The sequence below is a fragment of the Nonomuraea sp. NPDC001636 genome, assembly GCF_040298265.1.
In the GTDB taxonomy this organism is placed as follows: Bacteria; Actinomycetota; Actinomycetes; order Streptosporangiales; family Streptosporangiaceae; genus Nonomuraea.
On record NZ_JBEOZT010000032.1, the window covers coordinates 79102 to 96363 of the forward strand.

The window sequence follows — 17262 nt, forward strand, 5'->3', positions numbered from 1 at the left end:
GCAGACCGCAGGGGCATGGACGAGGAGGCATGCACCCCATTGTGCCGCCCCTGCGCCGCCTCGCGCTCCGCCCGGTGCGGGCATGGTGTCAGACGCGGGCGGCCAGCTCGGTCAGGGTGGCGCCGAGCGGGGCGTCGAGCAGGAGCGCGGCGTCGGCGTCGGCGCCGGTCGGGCCCTGGTTGACGATGGCGACGGGCAGCCCGAGCTCGGCGGCCCTGGTGACGAAGCGCAGCCCCGACCTGATCGCCAGCGACGACCCCAGCACGAGCAGCGAGCGCGCCCCGCCCACGAGCGCGAAGCACTCCGCCACCCGATCCCTCGGCACGTTCTCGCCGAAGAAGATCACGTCGGGCTTGAGCAGGCCGCCGCAGGAGAGGCAGTCGACCACCTGGAACCCGGCGACCTGGGCGTCGGTGAGTGCGGCGTCGCCGTCGGGGTTGACGCGGCCCTCGGCGGCCCAGCGCGGGTTGGCCGCGCTGAGCCGGCGCTCCAGCTCGGCGCGCGGGGTGCGTTCGCGGCACGACAGGCACACCACGCGGTCGAGGCCGCCGTGCAGCTCGATCACCCGGCGCGCCCCGGCGGCCTGGTGGAGGCCGTCGACGTTCTGGGTGACGATGCCGGCCACCAGGCCGCGCCGCTCCAGCTCGGCCACCGCGCGGTGGCCGGCGTTGGGGGCGGCCCGGCCGATCTGCCGCCAGCCGACGTGGCTGCGCGCCCAGTAGCGCCGCCGCGCCTCGGCGCTGCCGGTGAAGCGCTGGTACGTCATCGGCTCGGCGCGCCGGGCCCGCCCGGTGGGGCCCCGGTAGTCGGGAATGCCGGACTCGGTGGACAGCCCGGCCCCGCTGAGCACCACGACGCCGCCACCGGCCACCAGCTCGGCCAGCGACGCGATCGCCGGTGACATCACGGGCGCCGTCACGGGTGCTGTCGCAGTCTCTCGCACACCCTCCATGATGCCCGGTCAGAGATAGTTGCTGAGCTCGATCAGGTTCCCGTCGGGGTCCCGCAGGTAGACGCTCCTGATCGGGCCGAGCGCTCCGGTCCGCTCCACCGGGCCCTCCTCGATCCCGACGCCGTGCCCGGCCAGCTCGTCCATGACCGTCTCGACGGGGTCGGCGGCGATCAGGCACAGGTCGGCGCTGCCGGGCACGGGCCGGGCCGCCTTCGGCTCGAACTCGTGTCCCGCCTCGTGCAGGTTGATCTTGCTCTGCCCGAACGCCAGCGCCCGCCGCCCGTCGCCGAACGTCACCGCCTCCATCCCCAGCACGGCGGTGTAGAAGCGCACCGCGGCCTCGACGTCGGCGACGGTCAGCACCAGGTGGTCCAGGCGGTCGATCCTCATGTGGTCCCTCGTTCCTCGATCGGCTCTCCGTCCCATATTCTGCGCATCTCGGGACACGTACGCAGCAACTCCCCCAGCGGCCCGCGGCCCGCGACGCGGCCCCGGTCGAGGACGACCACCTGGTCGGCGCGTTCGAGCGCGGCCCGGCGGGAGGAGACCACCAGCAGCGTGGCGGGGCCGTGCCGGGCGACGCGCTCCCACAGCAGGTTCTCGGTCCCGACGTCCAGGGCGGACGACACGTCGTCCACGACCAGCAGGTCCGGGGCGCGGACCAGGGCGCGGGCGGCGGTGGCGCGCTGCACCTGGCCGCCGGACAGGCGCACGCCCCGGGGGCCGACGACGGTCTCCAGGCCGTCCGGCATGGCGGCCAGGTCGTCCTCGAAGGCGGCCAGTCGCAGGGCGCGGGCCAGGTCGTCGTCGCCCGCGGGCAGGCCGAGGAGCAGGTTCTCGCGCAGGGTCGCCGAGAACAGGCGCGGGATCTGGCTCGCGTACGCCGCCCGTCCCGGCACCAGGAACGCGCCGGGGTCGGGCACCGGGCGGCCGTTCCAGGCGATCGTCCCGGCGTCGAGGGGCAGCAGGCCGAGCAGGGCGCGCACGAGCGTGGTCTTGCCCGCGCCGACGGCCCCGGTGACGACGGTGAACGTGCCGCGCCGGAGCGTCAGATCCACGTCGTGCACCCCGCGCCCACCGGGGTGCCGCACGGTCAACCCGCGCACCTCCAGCACCTCCAGCGTCGTCGGCGCGGTCGGCCCCTCGCCGCCCTGGGGCGGGGGCGGGGCGGGACGGAGGTTCGGGGGCGGTCCCTCCGGGGGTGGGGTGTGACGGAGGTGGAGGGGGTGGTGCCGGGTGAGGTCTGTTGTGTCCTGGTGGGGGGCGAGCAGCGTGGTCAGGCGTTCGGCGGAGACGTCCGCCCTGGGCAGGCGGTACAGGATGGAGCCGATCGTGCGGGGCAGCGCGGTCAGCCAGCCGACGTAGCTGGTGAACAGCGCGAGGTCGCCCACGGTGAACTCGCCGCGCCGCATCGCCCCGGCGGCCAGCAGCAGCACGACGCCGACGCCCAGCTCGACCGTGGTGCCCGTGGCGGCCTCCAGCAGGTCGGTGGCCAGGCGGCTGCGTACGGCGGCGTCCCGGCGACGGGCGTTGAGCGTGCGCAGGCGGTCCAGCGCCGCCCGCTCGGCCCCGGCCGTCTTCAGCGCGAGCACGCCGCCGAACAGTTCGCCGACGAACGCCGTCACGCCCGCGCCCAGTTCCCTGGCCCGCTGGTGCCGCCGTCTGATCACCCGTCCCATGAGCCTGCTCAGCACGCCGATCGCGAGCATCGGCACGACCAGCGTCACGGTGACGACGGGGTCGATCGAGACCATGACCGCCAGCGCCACCCCGCCGAACAGCACGCCTCCGGCCAGGGGGACGGACTCGTCGGCGAGCTCGACCAGCTCGGCCACGTCGTCGCGCAGCCGGGCCAGCGACTCGCCCGGGGAGCGCGGCAGCCGGGCGGCGACCGGGCCGCGCGCGGTCAGCACCGAGCCCATGACGTTGGCGCGCAGCAACGTGGCCGCCGCGTCCCACCAGTAGGAGCCGTAGGACCAGGCGAACACCAGGACGATCCCGCGGACCAGCTCGACGCCCGCGAACGCCGCGCACAACCACAACGACTGCCGCAACGTCGCCGGGCTGTGCCCGCTGATCTGGTCGAAGAGCTGCCGCAGCACGAGGCCGCCGCCGAGCGGCAGCACGTGGACCGGCAGCCACAGCAGGACCTGCAGCACGTACAGGCGCACGTCGAAGCCGATCAGGCGGCCCGCCACGCCCAGGGCCCGGCGCGCGCTCACCGGCTCGTCCCGGCGGGGTCCGGGAGCCGGCTGAACATGAGCCCGGCGCGCGCTCACCGGGTCACCCCCGCGGCGTCCAGGAGCCGGCCGAACCTGCTGCCGGGGTCGGCGGCCAGGTCGGCGCGGCGGCCGTACTCGACGAGCTTGCCGCGTTCCAGCACGGCGATCTTGTCCACGTGCGCCAGCGAGGAGAGCCGGTGCGCGATGAGCACGCCGGTCCGCCCGTCCAGCAGCCGCCGTACGGCGTCCTCGACGTGCCGTTCGGTGGCCGGGTCGAGCCTGCTGGAGGCCTCGTCCAGGATCACCAGGCCGGGGTCGGCCAGGAAGGCCCGCGCGAAGGCGAGCAGCTGGGCCTCCCCCGCCGACAGGCCGCCCGGCTCGCCGTCGAGCCCGCCGGGCAGCGCGGCCAGCCAGCCGCCCAGCCCCACCCCGGCCAGCACCTCCAGCAGGTGAGCGTCGTCGTGGCGGGGGCCGGTCAGGGCGCCGAACAGCGTGAGGTTGTCGCGGACGCTGCCGTCGAACAGCCGTACGTCCTGGGTGACCACGGTGACCCGGCGGCGCAGCGACTCCGGGTCGCACTCGCGCAGGTCGAGGCCGCCGATCCCGACCGTGCCGCCGGTCGGGTCGTACAGGCGCAGCAGCAGCTTGGCGAGGGTGGTCTTGCCGCTGCTGGTGCGTCCGACCAGGCCCAGGCGTTCGCCGGGGGCCAGGGTGAGGGTGATGCCCGACAGCGCGGTCTCGCCGTCGTCGGGGTAGGCGAAGCTCACGTCGTCCAGTCGCAGGCCGAGCGCGCCCGAGGCGGGCAGCGGCCGGGGCGCGGCGTGGACGGGCAGCGCGGGCCGCTCGGCCAGCAGCGAGCCGATGCGGGCGAACCCGGCCAGCGCCCCCTGGAACTGCCTGAGCTGGTCGATCAGCCGCTCGAACGGCGTGCGGATCATCAGGGTGTACTGGAAGAGCAGCACGGCGGTGCCGACCGTGAGCGTCCCGGCGTCCAGCAGCCAGGCGGCCAGGGCGAGCATCAGCGCGGTCCCGGCCGCGAACGCCACGTTCGTGGCCGCGAGCAGGGCGCCCGCGATGCGCGAGCCGTGCCACTCGGCGCGGAACCAGGCCCCGGCGACCTGGTGGAAACGGCCGAGCGCGTGCCGTCCCGCGCCGTTGGCCCGCAGGTCCTCGGCCCCGGCCAGCCGCTCTTCGAGGTGGCCGTAGAGCGCGGCGCTCGCCTGCCGCGACCGGGTCGCCGACGGCACGGCGAGCCGCTGCGCGCCCGTCATGGCGAGCCCGGTCAGCAGGCAGTAGGCCAGCAGCGCCGCGCCCAGCCGCCAGTCGACGGTGAACACGACGGCCAGCACGCCGGCCAGCAGCAGCAGCCCGGCCACGACGTCGAGGACGAAGGCGACGACGAACTCGGCCACGGCCGCCACGTCGCCGTCGACGCGTTCGATCAGCTCGCCGGGCGAGTGGCGGGCGTGGAAGGCCAGGTCGAGGCCGAGCACGTGCCCGGCCAGGTGTTCGCGCAGGCGGTTGGTGCCGTCCCAGGCCAGGCGGCCGGCGAGCCAGGCGGCGGCCATGCGGGCGGCCTGACCGGCGGCGGCCAGGGCGAGGTAGCCGAGCGCGATCACGATCAGGTGGCGCAGCCCGGCGCCGCCGGCGGCGTCGTCGACGAAGCGGCGGGTGACGTGCGGCGCGGCCAGCGGCAGCGCGGTGGCCGCGGCGGTGGCGGCGCCCAGCGCGAGCGCGGCGCGCGGGGCGGGGCGCAGGTGGCGCACGGCCTGCCGGGCGGGTCTAGCTACATGCGGACGTGTCCTGGTGAGCGGGGATCTCAAGAAGCGTCATGCCCTCTGAATAGGTGGGTGTCCTGTGCTGGGAGGTCATGAACGCTGTCCTCATCGATCCGCTCCTTCGTCCGGCGATCGGTGCCGCCGGGAAGTACAACAGCCGCCCGCGCCGCGCCGCAACCGGTTTTGGCCGCCTACGGGATCTATACGCCGCCTATACAGCCGCTGCTCACGCTGAGCACCGAACGGCCTTACACCCCCCGCGGAGGTTGGACGGTGTTGAAGAAACCCAGGCGGCTGACTCCCTTACCGCCGCTCGTCGTCCTGTTGCTGACATCCACGGCCCTCGTGCCGCTTCCCGCGCGGGCCGCCCCGCCCGCGCCCGCCAAGGCGCAGGCGGCGGTCGCCTGCCCGGACGAGATGCCCACCGAGATCTCCGCCCGGCTGGCCGCAGCGGTCTGCGGCAAGCGGATCAGGGCGGCCTCGCTGACCACCGAGACCGACGAGTTCTTCGTCAACCCGGCCGGCACGGTCACCCAGGAGCACCGCTACCGCCCGGTCCGGGTCAAGCGGGGCGAGGCGTGGGTGCCCGCCGACCCGACGCTCGCGGCGGGCCAGGACGGCACGGTCGCGCCGAAGGCCGCCGCGGTCTCCTACAGCTTCTCCGGCGGCGGCGACGGCCCGCTGGTCACCGCCACCGAGCGGGGCACCCGGCTCACCCTCGGCACGCCGCTCGGCGCCTTGCCCGAGCCGGTGCTGGACGGCGCCACCGCCACCTATCCCGACGTGCTGCCGGGCGTGGACCTGGTGCTGACCGCGGACGTGGACGGCTTCGCCGAGAAGCTCGTCGTCAAGACCCGGCAGGCCGCGGCGAACCCGGCGCTGAAGGAGCTGACGTTCGCCACGTCGGTGAAGAAGGGCGAGGCCAGGACCGACAAGCACGGCAACGTCTCGATCCTCGACGCCGAGGGCGAGCCGGTGTTCGGCTCGGCGGCGCCGGAGATGTGGGACGCCGCCACCGAGTCGGCCATGACCCGCAACCCGGCCACCCCGGCGCTGGCCGCCCAGCCGGGCCGGCGGGCCAGGATGGGCGTGCGGCTGTCGGGCCGCGAGCTGCGCGTCACCCCCGACGCCGCGCTGCTGGCCGACCCGGCCACCGTCTACCCGGTGACGATCGACCCGAGCTTCACCTCGGCCAAGTCCGGCTGGACGTACGTGGACTCGGCCTATCCCACCAGCGCGTACTGGAACTCGGCGAACGACGCGACGGCCGGCACCAGCAACGGCGGCGGCTACAAGCGGCGCTCGTTCTTCAACATGGGCCTGTCGGGCCTGGCCGGCAAGCACGTCACGGCGGCCACGTTCAACATCAAGGAGACGTGGGCCTGGTCCTGCTCGGCGCGGAACGTCGAGCTGCACAGGACCGCGGCCGTCGGCTCGGGCACGACGTGGAACAACCAGCCCGCCTCGAACCTGAACATCGGCGCCAAGAACGTCGCCTACGGCTGGTCGTCGGCCGGTCAGGGCGGCGCGTCGACCTGCCCGGCGGCCTGGGTCGGCTGGGACGTCACCAGCGCGGTGCAGAGCGTGGTGAGCGCGAACGGCACGTCGGTCACCTTCATGGTCAAGGCCGGCAGCGAGACCGACAACTACTACTGGAAGCGCTTCGCCAACAACCCCAACATCGCGATCACCTACAACTCGCTGCCGGGCACGCCGTCGGCCCTGGCCGTCGCGCCCTGCTCGGTGTGCGCCAGCCCGGCCGTGGTGGGCGCGGCGCAGCCGACGCTGTCGGCCAAGGTGAGCGACGCCGACGGGCAGGCACAGCGGGCCGACTTCGAGATCTGGACGGCCGACCACGCGACCAAGGTGACCGGCGGCTCGGCCGCGAACGTGGCGAACGGCGCCACCGCCTCCTGGAAGGCCGGCACGGCCCTGGCGAGCACGTCGTACGCCTGGCGGGTGCGCTCGCACGACGGCACCGACTACGGCCCCTGGTCGGCGTGGTTCGCCTTCACGGTGGACGCCGCCCCGCCGCCCGCCCCCGAGGTGTCATCAAGCGACTACCCGGAGGACGCCTGGGCCAAGGGCTCGGGCCAGGCCGGCCAGTTCACCATCACGCCGGCCTCGGCCGACGCGTCCTCGGTGTTGTGGTCGTTCGACGGCGGCGCCCAGCAGTCGGCCGCCAACTCCGGCGCGCCGCACACGGTGAGCTGGACGCCGCCCGCCGACGGCCCGCACACGCTCAAGGCGTGGGTCAAGGACAAGGCGGGCAACCTGTCGGAGCCGACGACGTACGCGTTCAACGCGGGCGGCTCGGCGGTCACCTCGCCCAAGGACGGGCAGTCCACCGCCCGCCGGACGGTCCTGTCGGCCACCGGCAGCGCGGGGCTGAGCGCGGTCGCCTTCTCCTACCGGCGCGGCGAGGCCGACTCCTGGCACCAGGTGCCGGCGGCCGACGTGCGCAGGAAGTCCGACGGGTCGGCGGTCGCCTGGCCGGTGGCGATGAGCGCGGGCGCCTCGCCCGAGCTGGTCTGGGACACCACGCACACGCTGACCGAGGACGGCTCGATCGAGATCAGGGCCGAGTTCGTCACCTCCTCCGGCACGGCCGCCTCCCAGCCGGTGGACCTGGTCGTGGACCGGGACGGCGAGGGCGCCTCCACCCAGCCGGTCGGCCCCGGCTCGGTCAACACGCTGACCGGCGACTTCAGGATGGCCGCCACGGACGCCAACGTGTACGGCATCGGCCTGATGCGCTCGTTCTCCTCGCGTGACCCGCGCAAGGGCTCGGCGCTGCCCGGCGTGGCGGCGATCTTCGGCACCGAGTGGACGCCGACCGGGCTCGCCCAGTCGGGTCAGGGCACGTTCGCCCAGCTCCGGGCCACCTCCGCCACCTCGGTCGAGCTGAGCGGCGAGGGCTCGGCGGTGGCCTTCACCAAGAACGCCGACGGCTCGTACGAGCCGCAGCAGGACGCGGCGAGCCTGAAGCTGACCTTCGACGCCGCGGCCGACCGCTACACCCTGTCGGACACGAACTCGGCCGAGCGCACGGTGTTCGCCAAGGTGGACGCCGCCGCGCCGATCTACCTGGTGCGGGCGGTCTACCCGGCCAGCGGCAAGGGCAGCACGGCGTTCGTGTGGCAGTCGGTGACCGGCTCGGACGGCAAGGCGCTGGCCCGGCCGGTCAAGATCATCGCGCCGTCGTACACGCAGGCCGACTGCGACGTGGACACGCTGGCGAGCCTGCCGCAGGGCTGCCGCCTGATCAAGCTGGACTACGCCACCACCACGACCGCGGGCGCGCAGCTCGGCGACGTGGCCGGGCAGGTCAAGGCGATCAGCCTGTGGGAGGGCGGCGCGAGCGCGCCGCTAGGCCTGTCGGAGTACCGCTACGACGACCTGGGCCGCCTGCGTGAGCAGTGGAACCCGGCCACCCCCGACATCAGGACGCGCTACGACTACGACCTCGGCGGCCGGGTGAACCGCTACACCCCGCCCGGCGAGCTGCCGTGGACGTTCGGCTACGGCAAGGCGGGCAACGCCGACACCGCCGCGGACGGCATGCTGCTCGCCGTCTCCCGCCCGACGCTGCGGCCCGGCACGCCGAGCGAGACGAACGGCACCGCGGTCACGTCGGTGGTCTACGACGTGCCGATCAGCGGGACGGGGGCGCCCTACGGGATGAGCGAGCCGGCCACGGCCGCCTGGGGGCAGAGCGACTCCCCGGTGGACGCGACCGCGATCTTCCCGGCCGACCAGGTGCCGGCCAACCACACCGGGCGCGGCGGCCTGGCCGCCTCCGACTACGGCCGGGCCACGATCACCTACCTGAACGCCTCCGGGCAGACGGTCAACCGGGTGGAGCCCGGCGGCGCGGTCTCCACCAGCCAGTACGACGCGCAGGGCAACACGGTGTTGTCGCTGTCGGCCGGCAACAGGGCGCTCGCCCTGGCGCAGACGCCGGACGCGGGCGCCGAGCTGACCCGGCTCGGGCTGCTCAACGCCTCGCCCGCCGACCGGGCGCGGCTGCTGGCCGAGGAGTCCGCCTACAGCTCCGACGGGCAGCGGATGGTCTCCGAGCTGGGCCCGCTGCACCTGGTCACGCTGAACGGCACGCAGGTCGCGGCCAGGAAGCACACGGTCAACACCTTCGACGAGGGCCGGCCGGCCGACGCCAAGGTGTCCAACCTGGCCACGACGGTGGCGGTGGGCGCGTACGTGCCCGGCGCGACCTCGGACGCCGACGTGCGCACGAGCCGGACGTCCTACGACTGGAACACCGGCAAGAACGTCAAGACCGTGGAGGACCCCGGCGGCCTGGCGATCACCAAGACGACCACGTACGACTCCGACGGCCGGGTGGTCGCGACCACGATGCCGAAGTCGTCGGGCGCCGACGCGGGCACCACGACCAGCGAGTACTACACCGCCGACGGCACCGGCGCGTGCGGCGGCAAGGCCGAGTGGGCCGGGCAGCTGTGCCGGACGAAGTCCAAGACGGGCGTCGGCGACAGCGGCACCCGTCCGGCCGAGCTGGTCACCAAGGTGTACGCCTACGAGCCCGGCGGCCGCGTGTCGTCGGTGACCGAGACGGCCAACGGGGTGACCAGGACCACGACGACCACGTACAACCCCGCGGGCGACATCGTGAAGACCGTCGTGTCCGGCGGGGCCGGGACGGCGGTGCCCGAGGTGAGCACCACCTACGACGCGGCCGGCCGGGCGGTCAGGACCACGGCCTCCAACGGCACCTCGATCACCCGCGAGTACGACGCGCTGGGCCGCCAGACGTCCTACACCGACGCCGACGGCGGCGTGACCAGGGTCGAGTACGACGCCCTCGACCGCATCACCAGGAAGACCGACGGCGCGCCCTCGACGGTCACCTACGCCTACGACGACGTGCGCGGCGCGCTGGCCACCATGACCGACTCGGTGGCCGGGACGTTCACCGCCACGTACACCGTGGACGGCTCGATCAGCCACGAGAACCTGCCGGGCGGCCTGTCCTACGACCTGGCCCGGGACCCGTCCGGCGCGCCGGTCTCGCGGGTCTACCGGACGGCGGCGGGAACGCGGCTGCTGGACGACTCGGTGACCTGGTCGATCCACGGCCAGCAGGTGAGCCACAACGGGCTGTCCGCCCAGAGGATCGGCTACGACAAGCTGGGCCGGATCGCCTCGGTGGACGACACCGTGAGCGGCCTGTGCTCGCGCCGGGCCTACGGCTACGACGCCAACTCCAACAGGACGGGGCTGACCACGAGCGCCTGCGACGGCTCGGGGGCGGTCACCGAGAACCACGCCTACGACGGCGGCGACCGGCTGGCCGACGCCGGCTACGAGTACGACGCCTACGGCCGCACCACGGCCACGCCGGCCGGGCTGAAGGCGGAGTACTACAGCACCGACCTGGTCCGGCAGATGACGTCGGGGGCGGTGCGGCAGTCGTACACGCTGGATCCGGAGCTGCGCCGCAACACCACCACGCTGGAGCAGCTGTCCGGCGGCACGTGGAGCGCGACCGGCAAGCGGGTCGAGCACTTCGACGCCGACGACGACACGCCCGCCTGGGTCGTGGAGGGCGGCGCGGTCACCAGGAACGTGCACTCCATCTCCGGCGGCCTGGCCGCGGTCACCTCGGCGACCGGGGACGTGCGGCTGCAGCTGACGAACCTGCACGACGACATCAACGTGGTCTACGCCGACGGCGTGCCGCTGGCGCTGGACTTCGACGAGTTCGGCAACCCGCGCGCCGGTCAGCCCGCGATGCGCTACGGCTGGCACGGCGCGGCCGAGCGGGCCGCCGACACCCCCGACGGCACGATCCTCATGGGCGTGCGGCTCTACCAGCCCAAACTGGGACGGTTCCTGCAGACCGACCCGGTGGAGGGCGGCAGCGCCAACGCCTACGACTACGCCAACCAGTCGCCGACCTCCAACGCCGACCTGGACGGCAAGAAGTGGTACTGGTGCACCAACTTCTGGCACTTCGCCTTCAACCACTGCGGCGTCAGCTACGCCTACTACCACGGCAGCTGGCGTTACGTGCACTGGAAGAAGACGCCGGCCGGCTGGTGGGTGCGCGGCGTGTACTACGACTACTGCACCAAGTCACCCGACAAGCCGCTCGGCTACGACTTCCGCCAGGCGTGCATGATGCACGACTACGGGTACGCCCTGCGCAATATGGGGTATATCCACAGCAAGTACCAGGTGGACTACATCTTCTATTACGTCCTGTACTGGGGCGTCTGCTCCCACTACTTCTTCAAGGGGACATGTCGCAGCATCGCGTACGCGTACTTCCTTTCGGTGGTCGCCTTCGGCCACCCGTGACCTAGGATGAGCCACCGGCGGGAGCTACCACGAAAGGCTCCCGCCGGTGCCCTTTACTCCCGGTCGGCGCAGGGTTGACGGGAGTCGGACGTTGATGCACATTGAAGCAGCTTTGATCTTCCTTGTGCACCAACGTCCTTGCGGGGAGCGCGATGGAGTTCGCCGTACTTGGGCCGCTTCACGTCTCGGATGACCAAGGGCCGCTGCCGCTCGGCGTCGGCAAGCAGCGCACCCTGCTGGCCGAGCTCCTGTGCCGGGCCGGCCGCCCGGTCTCCCCCGCCACGCTCGTCGAGGCCCTGTGGGAGCAGCGCCCGCCGCGCACCGCCGCCGACAACCTCCGCCTGTACGTGCACCAGCTCCGCCGGACGCTCGGCCAGGACCGCATCACCCGCACCGACGCCGGTTACGTCCTGGCCGTGCACCCCGGCGAGCTGGACGCCGAACGCTTCGAGACCCTGGCCGGCCGGGGCGGCGACGCGCTGTCCGGCGGCGACCACGAACAGGCCGCCACGCTGCTGCGGCAGGCGCTGGAGTTGTGGCGCGGGCCCGCCTACGCGGGGCTGAACCTCACCGCCGGGCTGCGCGACCACGCCCGCCGCCTGGAGGAGGAGCGCCTGGCGGCCCTGGAGCACCGGATCGAGGCCGACCTGGCCCGCGGCCTGCACGCCGTGCTCATCGCGGAGCTGACCGAGCTGGTCGCCGAGCACCCGCTGCGCGAACGCCCGCGCCGCCAGCTCATGCTCGCCCTGGCCCGGTCCGGACGGCAGGCCGAGGCGCTGGCCAGCTACCGCGAGGCCCGCCGGGTGTTCGCCGCCGAGCTGGGCCTCGACCCCGGCGCCGAGCTCAACCGCCTGCACCAGGCCATCCTCACCGGCACCCTCGACCCGGCCCCCGGCGGCACCGCAGCGCCCGCGGCGCGGCCCCCAGCCCAGCTCCCGACCGACATCTCCGACTTCACCGGACGCGCCGAGCAGCTCGCCCAGCTCACCGCCCTGCTCGGCGACGAACCGCCGCAGGGCCCCGGCCAGGTGCGGGTGTGCGTGATCGCGGGCATGGGCGGCGTCGGCAAGACCACGCTGGCCGTGCACGCCGCGCACCGCATCGCCCGCCACTACCCCGACGGCCAGCTGCACACGAACCTGCACGGCGCCGAGGCCAGCCCCGCCGACCCCGGACAGGTGCTGGCCGCCTTCCTCACCGCGCTCGGCGTGCCGCGCTCCACGCTGCCCGAGAGCGTGGACGAGCGGGCCGCGCTGTTCCGCAGCAGCCTGGCCGAGCGGCGCATGCTGATCGTGCTCGACAACGCCGCCTCCGAGCAGCAGGTGCGCCCGCTGCTGCCGGGCACGTCCGGCTGCGCCGTCATCGTCACCAGCAGGGCCAGGCTGAGCGGCCTGTCCGGCGCGGCCCTGATCGAGCTGTCGGTGCTGCACCTGCGGCAGGGCGTGCGCCTGCTGGCCAGGATCGCCGGCGCCGGGCGGGTGGAGGCCGAGCCGGAGGCGGCGGCGGAGATCGTCCGGCTCTCCGACGGGATCCCGCTGGCCGTGCGGGTGGCCGGGGCCCGGCTGGTGGCCCGGCCGCACTGGCCGCTGACCCGGCTGGCCGGGCAGCTCAAGGACGAGCGGCGGCGGCTCGACCAGTTCGCGACCGGCGACCTGGCGGTCCGGGCGAGCCTGGCGCTCAGCTACGTGGGGCTGGAACCGGCCGCGCGGCGGGCCTTCCGGCTGCTCGGCACGCTGGAGGTGCCCGACTTCGCCGGATGGGTGGCGGGCGCGCTGCTGGACCTGCCCGTGCCGGTGGGCGAGGAGCTGGTGGAGTCGCTGGTGGACACCCAGCTCGTGCTGATCAGCGGCGTCGACCCGGCCGGGCAGCCGCGCTACCGCTTCCACGACCTGGTCCGCCTGTACGCCCGCGAACGTGCCGAGCTGGAGGACCGGCCCGAGGCGGTCGCGGCGGCGCTCGGCCGGGCCTTCGGCGGCTGGCTGGCGCTGGCCGAGCAGGCGACCGAACGCGTCCAGGGCAGCTCCTCGGCCATCATCCACGGCTCGGCCCCGCGCTGGAGCTCCCCCGACGGCACGCCGCTGGAGATCCGGCAGGACCCGATGGCCTGGTTCGACACCGAGCGCACCGCGCTGGTCGCGGCGATCCGGCAGGCGTGCGCGCTCGGCCTGGCCGAGGTCGCCTGGGACACCGCCTGCTGCGCCGAGCGCTACTTCGACGTCAGCGGCCTGTTCGACGACTGGCGGGCGCTGCACGAGCGGGTGCTGGCCGCCTGCCTGGCCGCCGGCGACCGGCTGGGCGAGGCGGTGATCCGGCGCGGCCTCATGCACGCCACCACCTGGACCGAGACCGGCGGCGCCATGGCCGCCCAGTACGACGGCGCCGAACGCCTGATCGCCATGTTCACCGAGCTGGACGAGCGGCGCGGCCTGTCCGACGCGTACGTGCTGCGCGCCTGGGGCGAGGCGGCCAGGGGCGACATGGCGCAGGGCCTGCGCTCGGGCCGCATCGCGCTGGAGCTGGCCGAGCACAGCGGCCACCAGGGCGGCGAGGCCAGGGCGCACGTGTGCATGGCCGTCGCCTACGGCACCAGGGACATCAGGATGGCCATCGTCCACCTGCTGCGCGGCCTAAACCTGGCCACCAAGCTCGGCAACCCCCGCTTCGAGGCCACGACCCTGCAGTTCCTCGGCCTGGCCCACGCCCACGCCAAGGAGTTCGAGGCCGGGCTGGAGTACATGGTGCGGGCGCTGGCCATCTACCGGCAGATCCGCGACCCGCTGCTGGAGGCCATGGGCCTGGTCGCGCTGGCCAAGCTGTACGCCGGCCACCACGACCCGCGGGCCAGGGCGGTCGCCGAGGCGGCCGAGCTGCTGAGCCGCTCCCACCGGCTGGCCCACCACCGGGCCGACGCGCTGTGGGTGCTGGGCGCGGTGGACCTGGCCGAGGGCCGGGTGCGGGAGGCCGTCGCGCACCTGGAGGAGTCGGTTCGGCTGTGGCGCGCGCGGGGCTGGCAGGAGTTCCTGGCCGGAGCGCTGGACAGCCTGGCCGAGGCGTACACGGCGGCGGGCGACCCGGCGGGGGCGGCCGCCGCCCGTCGGGAGGCTCAGTCGCTTGCCGGTTCTCCTCAGACGGGTTGAGTATCCGAGCGCTCGTGTCCCCGTCCCCGCCGCGGGCATGCTGGCCCTCAGAACCAGTGTGAGGAGAGAGATGCCGCGTTCCGCTCTGCTGTGGGCCGTGATCCTGATCGCCGGAGGCGTCGCCGCCGTGGCCGTGTGCGTGCTCACCGCGCCCGCGGTCGCGCCCGGCGCGCCGAAGGACGTCCTGGACTCCCCGGCGCTTCTGCCGGCCTTCGCCGCGCTGGCGGTCCTGGCCGGGCTGGCCGCGTGGGCCGTCCCGCATCCGTTGTGGGGGGCCGTCGCCGCCGCGCCGTTCTTCGTGCACTTCGCCGCCGGGGTGGTGGGCGAGCTGCGCGGGGGCGGGCAGGGGTTGTGGCCGGTCGGGCTGATGTTCCTGATCGGCCTGACGTTGCTGCCCCTGGCCGCCTCGCTCGTCACGTCGCTGATCGCCGGATCCCGCTGAGCCCACGGCGACCGTACTGCGTACGGTACGATCGCCTACCCGCTCCCCATTTGATGTGACAAGAAGGGATTCCGTGGCCACCAGCGCCAAGTCCGACGCCGTACGCACCCGATCCGCCGATCACACCGCCGCCGACAGCCACGACGTCATCCAGGTCCGCGGCGCCCGCGAGAACAACCTCACCGGCGTCGACCTCGACCTGCCCAAGCGCCGCCTCACCGTGTTCACCGGCGTGTCCGGCTCGGGGAAGTCCTCGCTCGTCTTCGACACGATCGCCGCGGAGTCCCGGCGGCTGATCGACGAGACGTACACCACGTTCGTCCAGAACTTCATGCCGAGCCTGGCCCGTCCCGACGTGGACTCGCTGCGGAACCTCAGCGCGGCGATCATCGTGGACCAGGAGCGGATGGGCGCCAACGCCCGCTCGACCGTGGGCACCGCCACCGACACCTACACGATGCTCCGGATCCTGTTCAGCCGGCTGGGCTCGCCGCAGGTGGGGCCGCCGTTCGCGTTCAGCTTCAACCGCGCCGAGGGCATGTGCCCCGAGTGCGAGGGGCTCGGCAAGGTCGCCGGCGTCGACGTCGACGAGCTGGTGGACCGGGACAAGTCGCTGAACGAGGGCGCCATCAAGGTCCCCGGGTACGCGGTGGACACCTGGTACTGGCAGATCATGGTCGGCTCGGGCCTGTACGACCCCGACACCAAGCTGCGCGACTTCACCCCCGAGCAGTGGGCGGACCTGCTCGACAAGCCCGCCACGAAGATCAAGTACGGCACCAGCAACTTCACCTACGAAGGGCTGGTCACCAAGGTCAAGCGCCAGTACCTGGCCAAGGACCGCGAGTCGATGCAGCCGCAGGCGCGCGCCTTCGCCGACCGGGCGCTCAAGCTGACCGGCTGCCCCGCCTGCGGCGGCTCCCGCCTGAACGAGGCCGCCCGGTCCTCCCGCATCGACGGCCGCAACATCGCCGACTGCTCGGCCATGCAGATCAACGACCTGGCCGAGTTCGTCAAGGGCATCGGCGACCCGAGCGTCGGCCCGGTGCTCCAGGGGCTGCGCGACACGCTGGACTCCCTGGTCGAGATCGGCCTCGGCTACCTCAGCCTCGACCGCGAGTCCGGCACGCTGTCGGGCGGCGAGGCCCAGCGGGTGAAGATGGTGCGGCACCTCACCTCCAGCCTGACCGACGTCACCTACGTCTTCGACGAGCCGACGGCCGGGCTGCACCCGCACGACATCCAGCGGATGAACAACCTGCTGCTCCAGCTGCGCGACAAGGGCAACACCGTGCTCGTGGTCGAGCACAAGCCCGAGGTGATCGAGATCGCCGACCACATCGTGGACCTCGGTCCCGGCGCGGGCACCGGCGGTGGCCGCATCTGCTACGCCGGCGACCTCGACGGGCTGCCCGGCTCGGGCACCCTGACCGGCCGCTACCTCGGCCACCGGGCCGCGCTGCGCGCCGCCGTCCGCCCGGCCAAGGGCCATCTGGAGGTGCGCGGCGCCACGCTGCACAACCTGCGCGGCGTCGACGTGGACATCCCGCTCGGGGTGCTCACCGTCGTCACGGGCGTGGCCGGCTCGGGCAAGAGCTCCCTCATCCACGGGTACGTGTCCGGCCGCGAGGGCGTGGTGGTCGCCGACCAGTCGCCGATCCGCGGGTCGCGGCGCAGCAACCCGGCCACGTACACGGGCGTGCTCGACCCCATCCGCACGGCGTTCGCCAAGGCCAACGGGGTCAAGCCGGCCCTGTTCAGCGCGAACTCCGAGGGCGCCTGCCCGGCCTGCAAGGGCATCGGCCTGATCTACACCGAGCTGGCGATGATGGCCGACGTGGCCTCGGTGTGCGAGGCGTGCGAGGGACGCCGGTTCACGCCGGAGGTGCTGACGTACCGGCTGCGCGGCAAGAACATCAGCGAGGTGCTGGAGATGCCGGTGGCCGAGGCGCGCGCGTTCTTCCCCAGCGGCCAGGCCAGGACGATCCTCGACCGACTCGACTCGGTCGGCCTGGGCTACCTCGGGCTCGGCCAGCCGCTCACCACGCTGTCGGGCGGCGAGCGCCAGCGGCTCAAACTGGCCATCCACATGGCCAAGAACGGGACCACGTACGTGCTGGACGAGCCCACCACCGGCCTGCACCTGGCCGACGTGGACCAGCTCCTGGCCCTGCTGGACCGGCTGGTGGACGACGGCAACACGGTCATCGTCATCGAGCACCACCAGGCGGTGATGGCCCACGCCGACTGGATCATCGACCTGGGTCCGGGGGCGGGCCACGACGGCGGCCAGGTGGTGTTCACCGGCACCCCGGCCGAGCTGGTGGCGAAGGGCGACTCGCTCACCGCCGTGCACCTGCGCGACTACGTGGGACACCAGGCCCCGTAGCGG

General features: G+C 73.7%; 8 protein-coding genes. 4 read left to right on the plus strand and 4 right to left on the minus strand.

The genetic code is table 11. The features are described from left to right. Positions 1–88 precede the first annotated feature (88 nt). Genes ABT158_RS42225 through ABT158_RS42240 form a run of 4 tightly spaced genes read right to left on the minus strand, consistent with a single transcriptional unit; the run spans position 89 to position 4940 of the window. Positions 89–952, minus strand: coding sequence for an NAD-dependent protein deacetylase (locus ABT158_RS42225; RefSeq protein ID WP_502911614.1), 864 nt, complete (start codon positions 950–952; stop codon positions 89–91). Positions 953–961: 9 nt separating this feature from the next. Continuing rightward, positions 962–1342, minus strand: coding sequence for a VOC family protein (locus ABT158_RS42230; RefSeq protein WP_352363512.1), 381 nt, complete (start codon positions 1340–1342; stop codon positions 962–964). After that, positions 1339–3174: an ABC transporter ATP-binding protein gene (locus tag ABT158_RS42235; RefSeq protein WP_352363514.1), complete on the minus strand. Its 1836-nt coding sequence runs from the start codon at positions 3172–3174 to the stop codon at positions 1339–1341. The genes ABT158_RS42230 and ABT158_RS42235 overlap by 4 nt, the downstream gene beginning before the upstream one ends. A 53-nt stretch (positions 3175–3227) precedes the next feature. Beyond that, positions 3228–4940 carry an ABC transporter ATP-binding protein gene (locus ABT158_RS42240; RefSeq protein WP_352363516.1) on the minus strand — a complete coding sequence of 571 codons (1713 nt, stop codon included), beginning with the start codon at positions 4938–4940 and terminating at the stop codon, positions 3228–3230. A 336-nt stretch (positions 4941–5276) separates the two neighbouring features. Here ABT158_RS42240 and ABT158_RS42245 point away from each other — a divergent pair, with 336 nt between their 5' ends. From ABT158_RS42245 to ABT158_RS42260, 4 genes are all read left to right on the plus strand, one after another. Then, on the plus strand, positions 5277–11291 hold the full coding sequence (locus tag ABT158_RS42245; RefSeq protein WP_352363518.1) for a phospholipase A2: 6015 nt from the start codon (positions 5277–5279) through the stop codon (positions 11289–11291). A gap of 152 nt (positions 11292–11443) precedes the next feature. Continuing rightward, on the plus strand, positions 11444–14428 hold the full coding sequence (locus ABT158_RS42250) for an AfsR/SARP family transcriptional regulator (protein ID WP_352363520.1): 2985 nt from the start codon (positions 11444–11446) through the stop codon (positions 14426–14428). Positions 14429–14498: 70 nt separating this feature from the next. Then, a complete protein-coding gene (locus ABT158_RS42255; RefSeq protein WP_352363522.1) occupies positions 14499–14870 on the plus strand; it encodes a hypothetical protein in 372 nt (123 codons plus the stop codon). A gap of 73 nt (positions 14871–14943) precedes the next feature. Beyond that, entirely contained in the window at positions 14944–17259 is a 2316-nt protein-coding gene (locus tag ABT158_RS42260) for an ATP-binding cassette domain-containing protein (protein WP_352363524.1), read from the plus strand. Positions 17260–17262: the final 3 nt, after the last annotated feature.